The sequence below is a fragment of the Paenibacillus durus genome (assembly GCF_000756615.1).
In the GTDB taxonomy this organism is placed as follows: domain Bacteria; phylum Bacillota; class Bacilli; order Paenibacillales; family Paenibacillaceae; genus Paenibacillus_AQ; species Paenibacillus_AQ durus.
In genome coordinates this window covers 5,961,988-5,980,232 of record NZ_CP009288.1, presented here as the reverse complement: position 1 = coordinate 5,980,232, position 18,245 = coordinate 5,961,988, and the positions used below count along the sequence as shown (strand labels likewise).

The following is an 18,245-nucleotide window of genomic DNA, read 5'->3' as shown; positions in this document are numbered from 1 at the left end:
GACCCTCTGTCTTGCTCATAACGTTGATTATTCAGAGCATTTTTTATCTCCCTACAGAAAATGACGATAGCATTATATCAGCACGAGAACTAAGTCGGGAGGAAACAGGCCATGAACCCAGTAGAAATCGAAGCAGCAGTCTCGGAATTGGCAATTCAGCCTTTTGATAAGGAGGAGTTTCCGTTTGCCTTTCTTCGGGCATTTGGGAACAAGGAGACGACAATTAAGCGCCTTCGCTCAGGAGAAACGAATAAATCAGACTTAGGTGGGGTTCTACAAACTAACAACATCCATATCGTGGTCGCTCAACCTGGCGAAGTTACCATGGCACTTGCCGAATTGAAAGAAAGCCGGGCAACGATCAGGGCAAAAGCACGCTATATCCTTGCCACGGACGGGGTAGACTTTGAGGCCGAGGATCTGGAGTCCGGCGAGACGGTAGCCTGTGCTTATCGGGGTTTCCCAGATCACTTTGGTTTTTTCTTGTCACTTGCTGGGATTACAACCGTCAAGCAGGTACGCGACAGTTCATTCGACATCCAAGCAACGGGCCGATTGAACCGACTCTATGTTGAGCTTTTGAAAGACAATCCCCAATGGGAAGTGACCGATCGACGTCACGAGATGAATCACTTTATGGCACGACTGATCTTTTGCTTCTTTGCCGAGGACACCGGTATCTTTAACAGCACAAGGCTGTTCACTGACACCATCGAGCAAATGAGTGCGCAGGATGCCTCTAACACGCATGAAGTAATTAGTGAAATCTTCCGCGCTATGAACACAAAGGATCTTGATCACGATAGGGTAAACATACCACGATGGGCCAATGCGTTCCCTTATGTAAATGGAGGACTTTTCTCGGGCAATGTAGATGTGCCGCGGTTCAGTAAGATTGCGCGATCCTACCTACTACACATTGGCCGCTTAGACTGGACGAAGATCAATCCGGACATTTTTGGTTCGATGATACAGGCGGTTGCGGATGACGAGGAACGCAGTGAGCTCGGCATGCACTATACTAGCGTGCCGAACATTCTAAAGGTGCTCAACCCGTTATTTCTGGATGACTTACGGGTACAGCTTGAAGTAGCAGGTGACAACCCTCGTATGCTACTCAACCTACGCAAGCGTCTTTCGAGGATTCGGGTTTTTGATCCGGCCTGTGGCTCAGGCAACTTCTTAGTCATCGCATACAAGCAGATGAGAGAAATTGAAAACATTATCAACGAACGACGCGGTGAACCCGGGCGTGAGAGCGACATACCGTTGACCAACTTCCGCGGTATCGAACTTCGGGATTTTTCAGCTGAAATTGCTCGTCTTGCCCTCATTATCGCCGAATACCAATGCAATGTACTGTATCGTGGGCCCACCCTGGCTCTTGCAGATTTTTTGCCGCTATCATCGGAGAACTGGATCACCTGTGGCAATGCTCTAAGACTAGATTGGCTTAGTATTTGCCCACCGACTGGAACAGATGTGAAATTCCATGATGATGATCTTTTCAGTACGCCATTGAATCAAGCACAGATTGACTTCGAGAATGAAGGCGGGGAGACGTATATCTGTGGAAATCCACCCTATCGTGGAAGTCAATGGCAAACCGACGAGCAGAAGGACGATTTACAGGAAATATTTTCAGATCGGACAAGAAATTGGAAATCGCTGGACTACGTCTCCGGCTGGTTAATGAAGGCTGCGGATTATGGTACGAGGACGCCAACTGTTTCAGCATTTGTGGCTACTAACTCGATCTGCCAAGGACGCCAAGTAGAAACCTTATGGTCGTTGATTTTCGCATCTGGCCACCAGATCACTTTCGCCCATACTTCATTTAAGTGGGCTAATCTCGCCAGTAAGAATGCGGGAGTCACGGTGGTGATTGTAGGCATTTCTACCAATCCAGGTACTGAGCGCCGGATTTTTAGTGAAAAGCCCGACGGGGGAATTATCGTTAAATCTACAGGGCATATCAATGCCTATCTCGTACCTGGCCCTAACATCATTGTTGGTCCCCGGACTACGCGGATCAGTGAGGTTGCCGAAATGACGTTTGGTAACATGCCCAATGATGGTGGGGGGTTGTTACTCGCTCCTGAAGAAGCGGAGAATGCTGTACGGCTACATGGTGTCCCTAGCAAATTCATTCGACCATTCCTGGGATCGCAGGAATACATTCGAGGGCAAGAGCGCAGGTGTATTTGGGTTGACGACTCAGACTATGATGAGGCAGTCGCTAATGAGTGGCTTGCCGCGCGGTTTGAAAGCGTGCGGGATAAGCGGCAGAAATCGAATCGCCCAACCACACAAGCCCTCGCCAACTCCCCCCATCGTTTTGGCGAGGTACGGCAGCACGGAGATGAGCGGATTATTGTAGTCCCTGGAGTGAGTTCCGAAGGTCGTCCATATTTGCCAGTGGGATATCTTCCAGCGGGTAGTATCGTTAGTAACAAGAACTTCGCCATAATGGATGCACCATTATGGAACCTCGCCCTGATAGCCTCCCGCATGCATTGGGTCTGGATTGGTGCAGTTTGTGTTAGATTAGAAATGCGATTTTCGTATTCCAACACTCTCGGATGGAATACCTTTCCTATCCCTACTCTGACTGAGAAGAATAAAGCGGACCTTACCCGCTGTGCTGAGGAAATTCTTTTGGCACGTGAGACACACTTCCCAGCGACAATCGCAGAGCTCTACGAGCCAGAAAATATGCCATCCAACCTTCGTGAGGCTCATGAGTATAACGATGAGGTGCTGGAACGTATCTATATTGGCCGCCGTTTTAGAAATGATACGGAACGGCTGGAAAAGCTATTTGAACTCTACACCAAGATGACAACATCAGCGCCACAGACGAAGAGAAGCAAGAAGGGGGCAAACCAATGACTGCAGGAAACAAATCAATCCCTACCATTTCTGTGTCTTACGCTCGTAACGGAAATTCCACGAAATCCAATGCCCTGGGAATGCGAACTATGCAAGAGCGTGCCTACGAACGGCGAGGCGAACAGTACTTACTTATTAAGTCGCCACCGGCATCCGGCAAAAGTCGGGCATTGATGTTCATTGCCCTAGATAAGCTCCAGAACCAAGGACTCAAGCAGGCAATTATTGTTGTGCCTGAAAAGTCAATCGGATCCAGCTTCAACAATGAGCCGCTGAGCCAGTATGGCTTTTGGACCGACTGGGTCGTGGAGCCGAGATGGAACCTATGTAATGCCCCTGGCTCGGACAACGGAGGTAAGGTTAAGGCAGTCGGTGCGTTTCTTGAAAGTAACGATAAAGTCTTAGTTTGTACACATGCTACCTTCCGTTTCGCTGTCGAAGAGTACGGAGTAGAGGCGTTTGATAACAGGTTGATTGCCGTGGACGAATTCCATCATGTTTCTGCGAACCCGGACAATAAGCTAGGTTTGCATCTTGGTCAGTTTATCTCTCGCGATAGTGTGCATATTGTTGCGATGACGGGTTCCTACTTCCGTGGCGATGCTGAGGCGGTGTTAGCTCCGCAAGACGAGGCAAAGTTCGACACAGTCACTTACACGTATTATGAGCAACTTAATGGATACGAGTATCTGAAACAACTTGATATTGGCTATTACTTCTATTCTGATTCTTATACAGATGACATTCTTAAAGTGCTAGATTCGTCTGAGAAGACCATCATTCATATCCCAAACGTTAATTCCCGCGAGAGTACCAAAAACAAGATTAAAGAAGTTGAACACATCATTGAAGAGCTGGGGGAGTGGCAAGGCACTGATTCCGTAACTGGCTTTCAATTAGTTAAGACGTCAGATGGTAGAGTTCTTAGGATTGCCGATCTGGTAGATGACGATTCGACTAAACGTGACCGGGTATCTAATGCATTGAAAGATCCTATCCATAAGAATAATCGCGACCATGTGGATATCATTATTGCTCTTGGCATGGCAAAAGAAGGATTTGATTGGATATGGTGTGAGCATGCACTTACAATTGGCTATCGGGCGAGTCTTACCGAGATTGTGCAAATCATAGGTCGTGCTACCCGTGACGCTCCGGGCAAAACGCGTGCTCGCTTCACCAATCTGATTGCGGAGCCCGATGCTTCCAAAGAGACGGTAATAGAGGCGGTGAACGATACCCTGAAAGCAATTGCTGCCAGCCTGCTCATGGAACAGGTCCTTTCGCCTCGCTTCGAGTTCAAATCGAAGAGTGCAGCAAGTGGACCGGTGGAGGGATTCGACTATGGAGATGAGGGTTATGATCCAGAAAAGTGTAATGTAGGCTTTAACCATGAAACAGGACAAATGCAGATTGAAATCAAAGGTCTCTTCGAGCCAAAAAGCGAGGAAGCTGCTCGTATATGTCGGGAAGACCTAAATGAGGTCATTGCGACATTCGTCCAGGACAAAAACACTATTGAACGGGGCCTGTTTGACAAAGAAATGGTACCAGAAGAGCTGACGCAAGTTCGCATGGGCAAAATTATCAAGGAGAAATATCCAGAGCTTGACACGGAGGATCAGGAAGCAGTTCGTCAGCACGCCATTGCTGCCCTTAATTTAACACAACAAGCAAAGCAGACTGCGACGAAGGGTACAGAGGGTAGCAATGAGCCAATTGCCAACACTGCTCTTATCGATGGGGTTCGTAAGTTCGTGAACGTTTGTGAACTAGACATCGACCTCATCGACCGTATTAATCCATTCAACGAAGCGTATGCAATTCTATCTAAAGCATTAAGTGAGGATAGCTTAAAACAAGTTGCAGCTGTCATTGCTGCAAAGCGTGTAAGTATACCATATGAAGAAGCTAGAGCACTGACTGAACGGGCTGTTCAGTTCAAAAAAGAGCGTGGACGACTGCCAGATATAAACTCGCAAGATCCGTGGGAAAAGCGAATGGCCGAAGGAGTTGCAGCCTTACAGCGCTTTTCCACACAGCAGAAGGCCGCTCAAGGTAGCGGAGGTGGAATATAAAATGTCTAACCTTTCTGATGACGATCTTCTCCGAGAACTTGGTGTAGAGTATGAAGTAGCAAAGACACGCTCTTACACGCCGCGTGAAGAGCACATCATTGCAGGATTTGAAGAGATCCAGCAATTTGTGAAAAAGCATGGTCGTACTCCGCAACATGGAGAAGAGAATGACATTTTCGAAAGACTGTATGCAGTGCGGCTTGATCGACTGCGCGCACAGGAGGATTGCAGAACCCTACTTACTCCCCTAAATAGCCAAGGCTTGCTAAGTGAGGAAGAGACTAAACAAATCGATCCGGTAACTATCTTGGATGATGATGAGCTGCTTGCTGAACTTGAAGGAATGCTCGCTACTTCAGATATTACAGAATTACGCCATGTTCGCTCTCAAGTTGAAAAACGAGCTGCCGAGGAAATTGCGAATCGCGAGAAATGTGAAGATTTTGCTCGTTTTAAACCTCTGTTTGAGCAGGTTGAGAACGAACTTAAATCGGGGGATCGAGAGACGCGTCCATTTGGTAAGGATGCGAGCATTAATAAGGGGAACTTCTTTATCTTAGGGGGGCAACTTGCCTACGTAGCTGAAATAGGTGATGAATTTAAGGCCCCTAATGGTCATACTGATGCACGACTTAGGGTCATCTACTCTAATGGTACAGAGAGCAATCTTCTCCTCAGATCCTTGCAGCGTGCGTTGTACAAAGATGAGGCTGGACGTCGATTAACCGATCCTATTGGTGGAGGGTTATTTAGCGCAGACTGGGAAGAGAATGACATCCAGAGTGGGACCATCTATGTACTGCGAAGCTTCTCCGATCATCCTTTTGTCTCGGAACATCGTGAACTCATTCATAAGATTGGTGTGACCGGCGGTAAAGTTGAAGCCCGTATCGCCAATGCAGCTCATGATGCTACTTACCTCCTAGCAGATGTGGAAGTCGTAGCAAGCTATAAGCTAGCTAGCATCAACCGGACGAAGTTGGAGGGCATATTCCACCGCATCTTCGCTCCTGCTCAGCTCGATATTACGATCAATGACCGCTTTGGGCACCCCGTACGTCCAAAGGAATGGTTCCTCGTGCCTCTAAATGTAATCGACGAAGCAGTGAGTCGTATTCAAGATGGTTCGATTATTAATAATGTAGTATATGATCCTACGATCGCTCGTTTGGTCGAACGGTTGTAATTGCAGTGGAATTTCTATTTTAAATACTGATAAATAAGCTAAGGACACCTGAGGGGTGTCCTTAGCTTCGCTCTATAGATGATACGGTGAACCCTACCACAAATAACACCGAAATATAACGATAGCTATAAAATAATCACCTGCATACGCGGCTCAGCCTGAACCCTCCGAGGTCGTAGACAATGATTTGTCGTCCACTTTATTCGTTGCCCCTGCCCCTCGGGCAGAGAAGTTCTACCCCAACTGCCCGTATGAAACCGCAGGGGCCGCCTTTTGATTGTTTTTCCCTAAGGATGCCTGGCTCTGATTCCGATAGCTTCTTCAATCAGAAGTCGAAGAGTGAAGGGCGGCACAGGCTAGAATGTCCGCCGTCGTGCGAATTCTGCCAAGCCGCGGGAAGATCACGGAACGCACATGCTCATGCTCCGCCTCACTGAAACCGGTCATGGCGTCTATCGCAAAAATCACCTGATACCCGTGGGCGAAGGCTTCTCGCGCTGTGGTATCCACACCAATACCTGAAGCAATGCCGCAAAGGACGATCGTCGTAATGCCGCGCCGGCGCAACTGCTGATCCAGGTCCGTCGCATGGAAGGCACCCCATTGGCGCTTTGTAATCACGTGGTCGGTGTCCGTGACACCGATCTCTGGCACAATTTCATCCCAGCCGGGTGGCAGGTTCATTGCAGGAGGAGCCTGATCCAGCAAAGGACGCGGCATATCCTTGAAGTCCTTACTGGATACGCGTACGAGCCCCACGAATGCACCTGCATCTCGGAACGCCTTTACCATGGAGGCGGCACGGCTGACGACTTGCTCAGCTGAATGAGGGGCATAGTGGGTTCCAAGCCATTTTTGCAAATCAATTACGATTAAGGCTGTCTGAGGAAAATCAAATAATAATTCTTCCATGAATCATCACACTCCGTGAACAAAATCGAGTTTGACCCTCACCATGACTCATTGTATAAAATTATGAACAATCGGTCACTTGACTCTATGTTTATTATTTTGTACCTTTGGTCAAAGGGTGTCAAGAGAGGATTTGTGATGATGAGTGTAACGAAGCAGGAGATTATCCGTTCAGCTTTCCAGTTGTTTAAGAAAAAAGGGTTTCTTGCGACTTCGATCCAAGAGATCGCCGAGGACTGTTCCATTGCCAAGGGTTCGGTGTACAAATACTTTCCCTCGAAGGAGGACCTATTCTGCCAAGTATTCGATGAGTGTCAGACAGCGTATTTTGACCAGGCAGAGCATCTGAAGAAAACAGAGACGGGGACTCCCAAGGAAGGGCTAGTCAAGCAGATTGTGTTCCGCTATCAGTATTTTATCGAATTCAATCGGATTTTGGTTGAGTTTACGGAGCTCCCTATTACGCAGGATGCTGCCTTCCATCCGCTTCGGAATCATGTTCGCGGCCGCATGATGGAGTGGCACAAGGCTTGGCTGCTGGAAGTTTATGGTTCGCAAATTGAGCCGTTTCTGTGGGATCTGCTGTTCATATACCGTGCCATTCTTAAGGATTATCTGCTGCGCATCCTTTATGAGGTGAAGCCGCTGTCGATTGAAGATACGGCTTGGTTTATCGTCGATAAGTTGGATGCGCTCGCCGCGCACATGAAAAGGGAAGGCTCAAAGGCACTGCTCGGACAAAGTTCTTACGACGCTTTCATCCACATGGGCTCGGAAGACTGGCGGAGGGACAGAGGGCAGGCTGCTGAGGAGCTGCTTGGCAGAGTGACGGCTGCACTGGAGGTCTGGCCTAGCGGGAGCGTTCGGCGGAAGGATCTGCAAGAGGTTATTCATCTGTTAGGCGCTGAGATCGCCCAGCCGCAGCTAAAGCGGCCGCTCATCCAGGCGCTGTGCGCCTTTTTGGAACAGGAGCAGGAGCTTAAGAGCCTGGTCATCCAGTTAAAGCAGATTGTCCTATCTGAACGGGATTGATCCACAGCAAACCCTATCTCAAGTAGGGACAAGTTTTTTGATTACTTTTTGGAGAATACCATATCTTTATCAAGCTAAACATTTGTGCAGTGAAATCCGATAAAGCAAAGGAATGGTACCTGTTCGATTTGCCTAAAAGGAGAGTCTGTATGCCTACTAAACTAGTAAAAAATATCATCATGATTTGTTTGGTTCTTGTATTGTTACCAGCAACATCCATTTGGGCAGCATCCGTCATTACGGACCCGGCTTTGGCGAAAGTCATTCGAGCGGAATTAAAGCTGCCGGCGAATAAAGAGCTGAAGGCGGTTGATTTGCAGAAGTTGAAGTCTTTGTATGCGATGGAGTCCAAGTCTAAAATTACCAGTGTTCAAGGCCTTGAATATGCCGTCAACATGCAGGGCTTATTTCTGCCCAGCCAAAAGATAAGGAATATTACACCGCTGAGCAAGTTGAAAAAGTTAACGTTTTTAGCTATTGAGGGGAATCAGATTACGGACCTTTCACCGATTTCCGGGTTAAGTTCTCTGAAGAATCTGGTTGTTGACGGTAACAAGATAAAAAGTCTGGCGCCGTTAAAAAATCTGAATAAGCTGACCGATCTTCTTGCCAGCAACAATCAGGTAGAGGATCTAAGGCCCATTCAGAAATTGAAGTTAGAATGGCTCTTACTGAGCGGCAATAAAATTCAAGATTTGACGCCGTTGAAAAATCATCCAACATTGGAGTATCTCTATCTGGATGATAACCTCATCCGGGATATTGCAGTGCTCGAAACGATGCCGCAATTAAAAGAAGTATCTTTGGCAAACAACCCGCTGAATGAGCAAGCGGAGCAGGTTATCCAACAGCTGGAGAACAATGGCGTCAAAGTATATTTGGAAAATAACCCCAATTCATAAAAAGAAATGAACAAAACCACTCTGATTGCTTAAGAGTGGTTTTTTCTGTGAAAATCAAAACGGTTGGATGAAATGGCTTTTCACTTCGGGAATTGGGGCAAGCAGCGGTGCGGCTTGACGCAATAGTTGTTCCAACCAGTAAAGGCACCCGATCGGGTGCTTTTCGATTCGTTCTAAGGATGTTACGCCGAACCGTATCACAAAACGTTTAGTTTCGGTTTGGGAGTTAACACACTTTGTTACAGACCCTTGTTTATCCTCCCATACAACTCCTTCAAAACCTCCTCCGTCCTTACTATCAACCGGTCCCCATTCTCCACCTTTACAACTTCCAATCCCTTACCACCCTCATTAACGATATAATTCAATTCGCCAATAAACACCACAATATCAAGCCCTGGATTATAATCCGTGTGTATCAGCAGCAAAAGGTCAATTAATGATATTTCTGAATCTGACTCTGCCTTGTTCTCATAAATATATAGCACACGGATCATGGAGATGAGTGCCGAATGACAAAGGAAGAGAGCATTTTCGAACTGATGGTGATTTCTCATGATATGGGCTAGTTTCATATGATATTGAGCAAGATGATAGTAGTCTTTTACTTTGTCTTGCAAGCTTATCTCCATGACGATTGCCTCCTAATCTAGAAAAGGAAAAGTATTACACAATTATAATACTTATAAATATCAAAATAAATAATGATATTAAACGTTTGGTGTTTACCTTAATGAAACTTGTCTACACTTTTGACATGAAGAGGTGAATACCATGAAGGATAAGGAAATATTAAAGCTCGTAGGAATCCGGATTCGTGCTCTTCGGAAAGAGCGGGGTTTATCTCAGGAAGCTCTCGGAGAGAAGGGCGGATTTCATTTTTCATACATAGGGCAGATTGAACGCGGTGAGAAGAATGTATCTTTATTGAATTTGTATAAGATTGCAGAGTCCCTTGATGTCAATTTGATTCAGTTATTTGCATATCTGGATGAAGAGTTCATGGTTACGCCGGCGGAGAGAGATATCCAAGACATTGTGGGGTTGCTTCGTGAAGCCAATGACGAGAAGATACGGCTTGCTAAAAATGTGCTGAGAGAAATTTTAAGAGGCAGTGCTTCTACATAACCAGTGTTTGACTATTTCCCGATCCCATAATAAATTTATATAAGATGCATATAACAAGGCCAAAGCATGGCCGTGACCTAACCATTCAGAGGCGTATACCCGGCATAGGGGATAACTGCCTCTTTTTTGCCGTTGCATGATGGTGTCGTTGTTTCATAAATCTATTAGTTAGGGGCAGGAGCACGAAGATGAACGAAGAGCTTATAAGACAAATCCTGGCCTTTCGGGAAAGACGGAATTGGGAGCAGTTCCATAACCCCAAGGATTTTTTGCCTGGACAAGGCAAAAGCCCCTGCCACCGTTTGGGTGGAAGGGGCTGCATTAACCTTGGCATCGAATTGAAATTCGATGCCTTCGATTTTCTGGCCTTTCTTCACATGAATCTGCTTCACGATCGTCTGAAGCAGGTTCATTTGCGTTTTGGTGCTGTCGATAGCCTGCTTTACTTGATGTAGAGGAACCGGATCGGCAGAGCTTTGTTCTAGCTGCCAGGAGGCATCCAGCGTTCCGAGTTCCTTGTCAACGGCAGCAATTTCTTTTTGCAGAGGTACAACACGCATGAGAAGGAGGGAGATACCAATTTTGCACCGTTTCACTTTCTACCTACTTATATTCTCCATTCTTTTCGTTTCTGTAGAGACTTTTATATCTGTTTGGAAAAGCCACTACACCTTTGGGCTTTATAGCATGAACATGCTGGCACCTGCAATATCATTTATCGTTTTGGTTTTTGTCATCCGTAAGCAAACGGGGACTTCAAAGCGATTTTGGGTTATCATCACAATCGGGGTCGCTTGTGAATTGATTGCTCAGACGATTTGGGGGTCCTACGAATGGGTATGGTCGATGGAAGCTCCCGAAATCGGCATCGCCGATCTATTTTGGTATTCGAGCTCTTTTCTATACCTGATCGCGCTTTATGTCCGGCTGAAGAGCTCCGGCGAAAGGACCCGGCATCTATTCGATTCCGCCATTCTGCTCATCAGTATATCAGTCATTAGCTGGGAGTACCTGGTGAAACCGGCTTACTACGGAAACAATGACCTGGATTTTTTTACACTTTGGGTAGATTTGTTCTATCCTGTGACCTCAGTTCTAAGGTTTTTTATATTGGTCGTTTGGCTGCTCAACGGTGAGCGGAGGTTTAACAGCAAGGTGCTATTGTTTCTAATGGTCGGATTCGTATGTTACGTTTTTGGAGATTTGCTATATGTGTTTCTCATCGACGTACATCATATGGATTCTCTAGAGACATGGATCGATCCATTCTGGGCATCTGCCTCCTTCAGTTTGGCCTTGGCTGGCTTGTATTCGCTGAATCCGGCTTCGCGACCGATACTGACTGGTGACACGCGCAGCGTCCGGATTCTCCATTTTTCCGTTCCTTACATCAGCCTTCTCCTGTTCGTCGGGCTCTTCAGTGCTGGGCAGCCTTTGAACAGTATCTTTCTTGCAGGCCTTACGAGTATTGTTGTGCTGACCTTGGTCAGGCAGGTGATGTTTCTGCTAGATCGTGAGAAGCTGCTTGAGCAGTTGAAGCATGCGCTCGAACGGTCGGAATACCTGGCCAGCCACGATAGCCTAACGGGACTGCTCAACCGCAGGACGTTCGAACAAAAGCTCACTATCATGCTTTCATCTGCCGCGGTGAGGCAGGAGCAGGTGGCCGTCCTATTCTTCGATTTGGACAAGTTCAAAATCGTTAATGACCTGTATGGTCACCATACGGGAGATCTGCTGCTGCAGGCCGTCGCGGAACATATGACTCTGCTACAGCATGAGGGTATGCGCTGCGCGCGATTCGGCGGTGATGAATTCGCGATAAGTATCGCCACTCCAAGTGAATGGATCGGCCGATTGGATGAAATTACTGGCATTATTATACAGAGTATCCCCCAACGTTTCGAGCTAGAGGGAAATGTCATCAACACTTCGCTGAGCGTAGGCATAGCAGTTTTTCCCGATCATGCCCTTAACGTGACTGATTTGATCAAAAGAGCTGACCAAAACATGTACCTTGCTAAACGTGCTGGTAGCTTCTCACCCTAGATACACGCTGTCTTGTACAAAGCTTTAGTAACGGCAATTTGGGAAATCCTAACTTACAGGACATTAGCCTTGAATCATGAGGGTTAGGAAAGCTATTATGACTTTTATCACAGATCAAACACTTACATAGTATGTAATATGTTAAGGTGCAAGAACGGCATTATTGCCTCAATAACTTAATAGTTAGCAAGCTATGATTGCTATGGGGTCACTATGGCAGGAGCAGCTTCTGGAGAGACTGCGGAAATTCCGCTGCGCCGAAGGGTTCACAATCTCAGGCAAAAGGACAGAAGAGTACTGAATATGTATTATTCGATATTCTTATGAACCGGGAGATTGGAGGACATCCAATCTCTTTTCTTATGGCACCAAGGTATTGCATTCATAAGGGGGAACTAGGTATGGCACAACCAGAATTAAAGAGAGAGCTAGCAAATCGGCATGTTCAACTCATCGCGATCGGCGGCACCATTGGTACGGGATTGTTTTTGGGATCGGGAAAAGCGATTCAACAGGCAGGCCCATCCATCATGTTTACGTATTTCATCGTGGGGATCGCCGTGTTTTTCGTGATGAGAGCGCTGGGAGAACTCCTGTTGTCTAAAGCGGGTTATCAATCGTTTACGGATATTGCGGAAGACTATCTTGGATCTCGGGCCGCGTTCATAACCGGTTGGACCTATTGGTTTTGCTGGATCATGACGGCTATGGCTGATGTGATTGCGGTTGGCGTATATGTACAATATTGGTTTGATATCCCGCAATGGGTACCGGCCATTGTCTGCTTAATCATTTTATTAGGGCTCAACCTGTTAACGGTCAAAAATTTCGGAGAACTGGAATTTTGGTTTGCTTTAATCAAAGTGATCACGATTCTTGCATTGATTGGCATTGGGGTTATTTTGCTGATCATGGGATTTAAGACGGATGCAGGATCGGTGACGGTACGAAACCTTTGGGAACACGGGGGCGTTTTTCCGAACGGCATTTCAGGTTTCTTATTTTCCTTTCAAATGGTGGTATTTGCCTATGTCGGTGTGGAATTGGTGGGTGTATCGGCAGCGGAAACAGCGAATCCGGAAAAAAATATTCCATCGGCTATTAATAAAATTCCTTTACGGATTTTATTTTTCTACGTTGGCGCGCTGTTCGTCCTGCTGTGCATTAACCCGTGGACTGAGCTCAGTCCGGCCGAAAGTCCTTTTGTTAAAACCTTTACTTTAGTAGGGATTCCGATTGCCGCAGGGATTATCAATTTCGTCGTATTAACTTCGGCCGCTTCCGCATGCAACAGCGGGATGTTCTCTACAAGCCGGATTCTCTATAATTTAAGCAAGAAACAGCAGGCGTCCTCTCATTTTGCCAAACTGAATAAAAATCATGTGCCCGGGAATTCGTTATTCATCTCCACGCTTGTCATATCGGTGGGCGCTCTACTCAGCAAACTCATTCCGGAGCAGGCGTTTGGAATCGTGACAACCATAAGTGCCATTTGTTTTATTTGGGTGTGGGGCGTCGTTCTCGTCTGCCATATCAGATATAAGAAGACCCGGCCGGAATTACAGGCTCAATCCAAATTCAAGGCACCCTTTACGCCTTTCATTAACTATGTGGTCTTAGCGTTGTTTGCCGGGATTCTCATCATTATGCTGTTTGCTAGCGAAACACGCCCGGCTTTATTGTTCACCCCTCTGTGGTTTATTCTGTTATTTATGCTGTACCCCAATAGAAGCAAAAGGGAAAAAAGCAGCAGTATAGCGACGAACATCAAATAGATTTGCTGTTAGGAACGCATTGACTTTTCATTAACTAAAAAAAGAACTCGCCAACACTGTGGCGAGTTTCTTTTTCTATATGGAGAGAATCCTGGACAGGGACAACCTGAACAGAGCCTACAAACAGGCCAAACGCAACCATGGAGCGCCGGGAATCGACGGGATGACCGTAGAAGACGCGTTGTGTCGAGACGGTGAAAAGGATTTATGGTCCTCCTATAGAAAACTCCATCACCAAGGAACACTTTTCCTTCTCAACAGCCTCATATTAGGGAAGTCTCCTTGTCCCCCACCCTTATCGATTCGTAAATTATACCCACCTTCCAAAAATACACATTGAAAGTCCCTCAATTAGTGGGCCTTTTTGTAAACTGAAGCTCTTTTTTAACCGATATATGCATATACTTGATTTTTCCAAATTGTCAGAACAGATACAAACCATTCCAAAAGGAGACAGATCCCCATGAAAGATACCATAACTTACGGTCATATCGAAATCATGCCCTATGAATTTACTCATCTTCACGAGCTTAAAATTATGAAAACCGTAAACGACCACGCCCGCATGATCTGTACCGGAATTATTTCCGATGAAAGACGCGAGAGCTACATTCGTGCTTCAGATGAAGAGACTCAGGTCAAAGCCTTTGTCATGGACAACTCCGGCAACCGCCATCCCCTCTTTCGGGGCATTGTCTTGGATGTGGAGGAGAACGTGGTTCACGGCGTCCATTACCTGACCTTTGAAGCGATATCCCATACATACGAACTCGACATCAAGCGGCATAAACGATCTTTTCAAAATCCCAAGCTCACCTATAACGGCCTTATTGAGAGCATTTTGTCCGCCTACCCCAAAGCGGAAGCGCTGGATGTCGTGACCCACAATACACCCATAGGCACGTTCATTATGCAATATGATGAAACCGACTGGCAATTTCTAAAACGGATGGCTTCCCACTTCTATTCTCCGCTCATTCCTGCGGTAGGTTATGGCGTGCCCAAATTATATGTTGGCCTGCCAATGGGTCTGAGCAAGGGAGAAATCACAGCGGCCCAATATAAGGTGTCCAAACGGATCGCGGATTTCCAAACCGCCTCGGATAATCATATTCCCGGCGTGCGGGATGAGGATTTTATCCAGTATGAGGTGAAGACGGAAACCTTGCTGGAGCCGGGCTATGAAGTCACTTTTAAGGGGCATAGCTTGCTGGTCGCCGAAGTGTTAACGGAAATGAAGGACAGTGTATTGACACATACGTGCAAGCTATCCCCGCGAAGCGGACTGCGTCCCATTAAAGAATATAACCGTTCAATCATCGGAGCTTCCATTCAGGGCAAGGTCCTCAGCGTTCACCGGGACAAAATCCGCGCCAAGCTCGACATGGACGACCAGCAGGACCCGAACACCGACTACTGGTTCCCCTACTCTACCATCTATGCGTCTGCAGATAACACGGGCTGGTACTGCATGCCGGAGGAAAACGACAGCATCCGCATCTATTTCCCCAGCTATAAGGAGGAAGAAGGCTACGCCATCAGCTCGGTCAAAAGGGAACCGCAACATTCGTCAGGAAAATCGTCCGCGACTTCTGGACATGGAGCAGCAACCTCAACGCATTCGATTGCATCTGCTTCGTCTGACGGATCAAACTCTTCTTCGTCTCTGCCGGCAGCAGCTCCTGCGCCAGATCGAGATCGTATGGCTGATCCCGCCATTAAGACGCTGCGGACCAAATATGGCAAGGAAATTATGCTGGCCCCGGATAAAATCGTGATTTCCGCTAGTGATATGTCCATTACGATCAGCGACCAAAGTGGAATTGATATTATTAGCGGGAAAAATATCAATATCAGCGCCACCTCCCAGCTCTCGATGTCATCAGGCATCCTTCAGCTATCTGCCGGGAAAATCGAGCTTTCCGGCAATGGCAACAGCATTACGCTGGATAAAACGACAACCTTCTCCGGGACTGAAATCAAAATGAACTAATTGGAGGAGGGAATCAGCGAAATGGATAAACAACAAGCGCTTCAACATTTTTACGAGCATCATTACATGCCCTTGCTGGAAATACAGATGGAGACATTGGAGGCGGAGTTTCACCATGGCAAGGCTCAATTCATTTCGAATTTCACGGCATCCTTTCAAAAGCTATGCTCTCATATTCTGAGGATGCAGCAGCAAGGGGAAAAAGAACCCATTGCCTATATACACTATTCTTTTTTGCGAACTCAGATCCTGGAACAATCCTACTTGTACATGGTTGAGGCTTATTCTGGCAAATGGTATGAAGATCAAGCCGACTGTCGGTTATCCTATGATGCCTCCTGGGTTTATACCCATTTTACGACCATGCTGGAAGCACTTGAACAAGATCGGAAGAAATACATGGGTGTACTCCATGCGGCCGATATCGAACGACTGATGCTGAAAGCCACACCCTTTTTCCATCAATTTGTGAGTTCCATCATTCGCTTGGCGATTACAGAAGCAGTGCAGCTCCCAGAGTACAAGGCCATTCATAAGGCGAAACGTTTGTTCATTCGTACTGGCGAATATAAGGATATCAGCGAAAATATGTATGTCGAGGATCAAGAAATCCCCAATCCGGATGAAGTCAGAGAACGACTGATGCAGACCAATGAGGAGCCATATATCTATGAAAATTTAAGAAATCTTTCTCTTCCTCATTTGCAAGTCGTTGAAAAAGACCTGAGATATAACGATTTCTGCCAAAGTGATTTGCGGGGAAGCCAGTTTCTTTCCTGTGTATTGATGGGAAGCCAGTGGCAAGAAGCTCATATCGAAGGGGGCAGCTTTCGCGGCTCCCTGCTCAGCGATGCCGATTTTAGGTACAGTCATTTGCAGGGAGCCGATTTTAGAGGTGCCAGCGGACAAGCTTATCGGGAACAAGGTCACCGTGTACCGGGCCTGTGTGGTATACGCTTTGACTTTGCCAATCTGGACGAGGCGGATTTCACGGATGTGCATGGTTTTGAGTACGTCTCCTTTGAGGGAGCCTCGATGTACGGAACCAGAGTCCCGCGAAAATACCAACAGCTATGGAAGCTCAGTGATGAACAGCGTAAGTCCATCGTGTGGATGGAGTAAGGAGGAATGTGCATGCGCCATTATTATGTGCTGCTCGATGACAGTCGTATTTCCCGTAACATTGAACCTGTGAATATCGGCCTTTTAAAAACACCATTTGTTCGCATGATCCCGGCTCAGGTTTTAGATGTTCATACGAAGGCAGAGGCAGAGTATACGGATTGGCTGCCTTTTTCAGCATCACAACCACTGCTTTCCGATCCCATGAAACGGATTTTAGAACTATATAATACGCAAGCGCGTTTTAAACAGATGTATATCGTTGACAGAGAATACAAGCGTCAGGAGTTATATTGGATTCCGCATGTCCCTGATCTAGACGTGATTTCGGAGCATACCGAGTTTTATCCGCACAACCAAACCCTAAAACACCTTGTGCTGGATAGCCAAAAGGTCAGGGGACACCATTTTTTTCGGCTATCCAACGTAAGGGAACCTTATTTCATCGTTAGCCTGGATGCTGCCGAAAGCTTGCTTCGCCGAGGGTTGAGCGGTTTCCGGCTGCAAAAGGTAGAACTTTCTTACGAGGAGGCTTGAGCTTGACGGAGTATTGGGATGAATTTTTTTTGAAGCTGCATAATCAACAAGTCTTGAAAGCTCAGTTGGATGTGAGTGAGAACGATGAAGACTGGATGACGATATCCATTGAAGAAGCGATAGAGAAAATTTCCAAAGGCTGTTTGACACTGCCAGATGGAAAGGAAATACAATTCCAAACCCTTCATCTCTACGATAATCAACTCACGATATCCCTGCCGAGTTCTTGGATTCCAGAGGCTCGGGCTAAGCAGACGAAAGATCAACGGGGAAGCTACGTCGTTCAGGACAAGCCTAACGGAATCCTGTTTGGTCTTCACCAAAGCGAGCAAGAACTGGACCCTGCGCAGGTGGAGATCTATCAACAACAGATGATAGAGCAAATGAGCCGTACACAACCGAGTATGAAGCTGGTGGATGAAAAAGCCCTTCCCATTCAGGGCGCTATAATCGGCTGTTATGAATCTATTTTTCTAGTCTCACCCTCACCCTCACCCTATTACCAGATTGCCTTTGTGCGTTCCTGGCGTGGCAAGGCTTTGATCGGGAGTTGTCAATTTAAGTTGGAGGATGCCCCCTTATGGTATCCACTGACCTATGCCATGCTTCATACGTCAAGATGGCTGGAGTCTCCCTAAT

General features: G+C 46.7%; 15 protein-coding genes and 1 riboswitch. Of the genes, 12 read left to right on the top strand and 3 right to left on the bottom strand.

All coding sequences use genetic code 11. The annotated features are described in order from the left end of the window. The first annotated feature begins 111 nt into the window (after positions 1-111). Genes PDUR_RS26505 through PDUR_RS26495 form a run of 3 tightly spaced genes read left to right on the top strand, consistent with a single transcriptional unit; the run spans position 112 to position 6,156 of the window. The gene (locus tag PDUR_RS26505) at positions 112-2,892 is read left to right on the top strand and encodes a class I SAM-dependent DNA methyltransferase (RefSeq protein ID WP_042208878.1); all 2,781 of its coding nucleotides are present in this window, start codon (positions 112-114) and stop codon (positions 2,890-2,892) included. Further along, the gene (locus PDUR_RS26500; RefSeq protein ID WP_042208877.1) at positions 2,889-4,970 is read left to right on the top strand and encodes a DEAD/DEAH box helicase; all 2,082 of its coding nucleotides are present in this window, start codon (positions 2,889-2,891) and stop codon (positions 4,968-4,970) included. Before PDUR_RS26505 ends, PDUR_RS26500 begins: the two co-directional genes overlap by 4 nt. Before the next feature lies 1 nt (position 4,971). After that, positions 4,972-6,156: a GIY-YIG nuclease family protein gene (locus PDUR_RS26495; protein ID WP_042208876.1), complete on the top strand. Its 1,185-nt coding sequence runs from the start codon at positions 4,972-4,974 to the stop codon at positions 6,154-6,156. Between the two features lie 321 nt (positions 6,157-6,477). Here PDUR_RS26495 and PDUR_RS26490 read toward each other — a convergent pair whose 3' ends face one another. After that, entirely contained in the window at positions 6,478-7,068 is a 591-nt protein-coding gene (locus PDUR_RS26490) for an isochorismatase family protein (protein WP_042208875.1), read from the bottom strand. A gap of 138 nt (positions 7,069-7,206) precedes the next feature. On the opposite strand from PDUR_RS26490, the gene PDUR_RS26485 reads away from it, so the two are divergent. Continuing rightward, positions 7,207-8,100, top strand: a complete 894-nt coding sequence (locus PDUR_RS26485) for a TetR/AcrR family transcriptional regulator (protein ID WP_042208874.1) — start codon at positions 7,207-7,209, stop codon at positions 8,098-8,100. Positions 8,101-8,249: 149 nt separating this feature from the next. Next, positions 8,250-9,002 (top strand): leucine-rich repeat domain-containing protein, encoded by a 753-nt coding sequence (locus tag PDUR_RS26480; RefSeq protein ID WP_052410423.1) that lies wholly within the window; start codon positions 8,250-8,252, stop codon positions 9,000-9,002. A gap of 239 nt (positions 9,003-9,241) precedes the next feature. On the opposite strand, the gene PDUR_RS26475 is transcribed toward PDUR_RS26480, so the two are convergent. Then, complete coding sequence (locus PDUR_RS26475; protein WP_052410422.1) at positions 9,242-9,634, bottom strand: hypothetical protein; 393 nt, start codon at positions 9,632-9,634, stop codon at positions 9,242-9,244. 142 nt (positions 9,635-9,776) lie between these two features. Between PDUR_RS26475 and PDUR_RS26470 the strand changes: the two genes are divergently transcribed. After that, positions 9,777-10,130 (top strand): helix-turn-helix domain-containing protein, encoded by a 354-nt coding sequence (locus tag PDUR_RS26470; RefSeq protein WP_042208871.1) that lies wholly within the window; start codon positions 9,777-9,779, stop codon positions 10,128-10,130. A gap of 164 nt (positions 10,131-10,294) precedes the next feature. Here PDUR_RS26470 and PDUR_RS29030 read toward each other — a convergent pair whose 3' ends face one another. Then, entirely contained in the window at positions 10,295-10,726 is a 432-nt protein-coding gene (locus PDUR_RS29030; RefSeq protein ID WP_169744878.1) for a hypothetical protein, read from the bottom strand. A gap of 91 nt (positions 10,727-10,817) precedes the next feature. Here PDUR_RS29030 and PDUR_RS26460 point away from each other — a divergent pair, with 91 nt between their 5' ends. The 6 genes from PDUR_RS26460 to PDUR_RS26435 all read left to right on the top strand — a co-directional run bounded on the left by PDUR_RS26460 (position 10,818) and on the right by PDUR_RS26435 (position 18,244). Further along, the gene (locus PDUR_RS26460; protein WP_233277447.1) at positions 10,818-12,179 is read left to right on the top strand and encodes a GGDEF domain-containing protein; all 1,362 of its coding nucleotides are present in this window, start codon (positions 10,818-10,820) and stop codon (positions 12,177-12,179) included. 219 nt (positions 12,180-12,398) lie between these two features. Then, a riboswitch (glycine riboswitch) is annotated at positions 12,399-12,479 on the top strand. Positions 12,480-12,580: 101 nt separating this feature from the next. Beyond that, a complete protein-coding gene (locus PDUR_RS26455) occupies positions 12,581-13,954 on the top strand; it encodes an amino acid permease (protein WP_042208866.1) in 1,374 nt (457 codons plus the stop codon). A 463-nt stretch (positions 13,955-14,417) separates the two neighbouring features. Continuing rightward, a complete protein-coding gene (locus tag PDUR_RS26450) occupies positions 14,418-15,947 on the top strand; it encodes a contractile injection system protein, VgrG/Pvc8 family (RefSeq protein WP_042208865.1) in 1,530 nt (509 codons plus the stop codon). Between the two features lie 21 nt (positions 15,948-15,968). Then, positions 15,969-17,069, top strand: coding sequence for a pentapeptide repeat-containing protein (locus tag PDUR_RS26445; protein ID WP_042208864.1), 1,101 nt, complete (start codon positions 15,969-15,971; stop codon positions 17,067-17,069). Between the two features lie 12 nt (positions 17,070-17,081). Next, on the top strand, positions 17,082-17,606 hold the full coding sequence (locus PDUR_RS26440) for an imm11 family protein (protein ID WP_042208863.1): 525 nt from the start codon (positions 17,082-17,084) through the stop codon (positions 17,604-17,606). A 2-nt stretch (positions 17,607-17,608) separates the two neighbouring features. After that, on the top strand, positions 17,609-18,244 hold the full coding sequence (locus PDUR_RS26435) for a hypothetical protein (RefSeq protein WP_042208862.1): 636 nt from the start codon (positions 17,609-17,611) through the stop codon (positions 18,242-18,244). The last annotated feature ends 1 nt before the right edge of the window (position 18,245 follow it).

Excerpts from the sequence above, each read along its gene's own strand:
- PDUR_RS26475 (WP_052410422.1), bottom strand. The coding sequence starts at position 9,634 with ATGGAGATAAGCTTGCAAGACAAAGTAAAAGACTACTATCATCTTGCT.
- PDUR_RS26470 (WP_042208871.1), top strand. The coding sequence starts at position 9,777 with ATGAAGGATAAGGAAATATTAAAGCTCGTAGGAATCCGGATTCGTGCT.
- PDUR_RS26445 (WP_042208864.1), top strand. The coding sequence starts at position 15,969 with ATGGATAAACAACAAGCGCTTCAACATTTTTACGAGCATCATTACATG.
- PDUR_RS26450 (WP_042208865.1), top strand. The coding sequence starts at position 14,418 with ATGAAAGATACCATAACTTACGGTCATATCGAAATCATGCCCTATGAA.
- PDUR_RS26505 (WP_042208878.1), top strand. The coding sequence starts at position 112 with ATGAACCCAGTAGAAATCGAAGCAGCAGTCTCGGAATTGGCAATTCAG.
- PDUR_RS26480 (WP_052410423.1), top strand. The coding sequence starts at position 8,250 with ATGCCTACTAAACTAGTAAAAAATATCATCATGATTTGTTTGGTTCTT.
- PDUR_RS26485 (WP_042208874.1), top strand. The coding sequence starts at position 7,207 with ATGATGAGTGTAACGAAGCAGGAGATTATCCGTTCAGCTTTCCAGTTG.
- PDUR_RS26460 (WP_233277447.1), top strand. The coding sequence starts at position 10,818 with ATGAACATGCTGGCACCTGCAATATCATTTATCGTTTTGGTTTTTGTC.
- PDUR_RS26500 (WP_042208877.1), top strand. The coding sequence starts at position 2,889 with ATGACTGCAGGAAACAAATCAATCCCTACCATTTCTGTGTCTTACGCT.
- PDUR_RS26495 (WP_042208876.1), top strand. The coding sequence starts at position 4,972 with ATGTCTAACCTTTCTGATGACGATCTTCTCCGAGAACTTGGTGTAGAG.
- PDUR_RS26440 (WP_042208863.1), top strand. The coding sequence starts at position 17,082 with ATGCGCCATTATTATGTGCTGCTCGATGACAGTCGTATTTCCCGTAAC.
- PDUR_RS26490 (WP_042208875.1), bottom strand. The coding sequence starts at position 7,068 with ATGGAAGAATTATTATTTGATTTTCCTCAGACAGCCTTAATCGTAATT.
- PDUR_RS26455 (WP_042208866.1), top strand. The coding sequence starts at position 12,581 with ATGGCACAACCAGAATTAAAGAGAGAGCTAGCAAATCGGCATGTTCAA.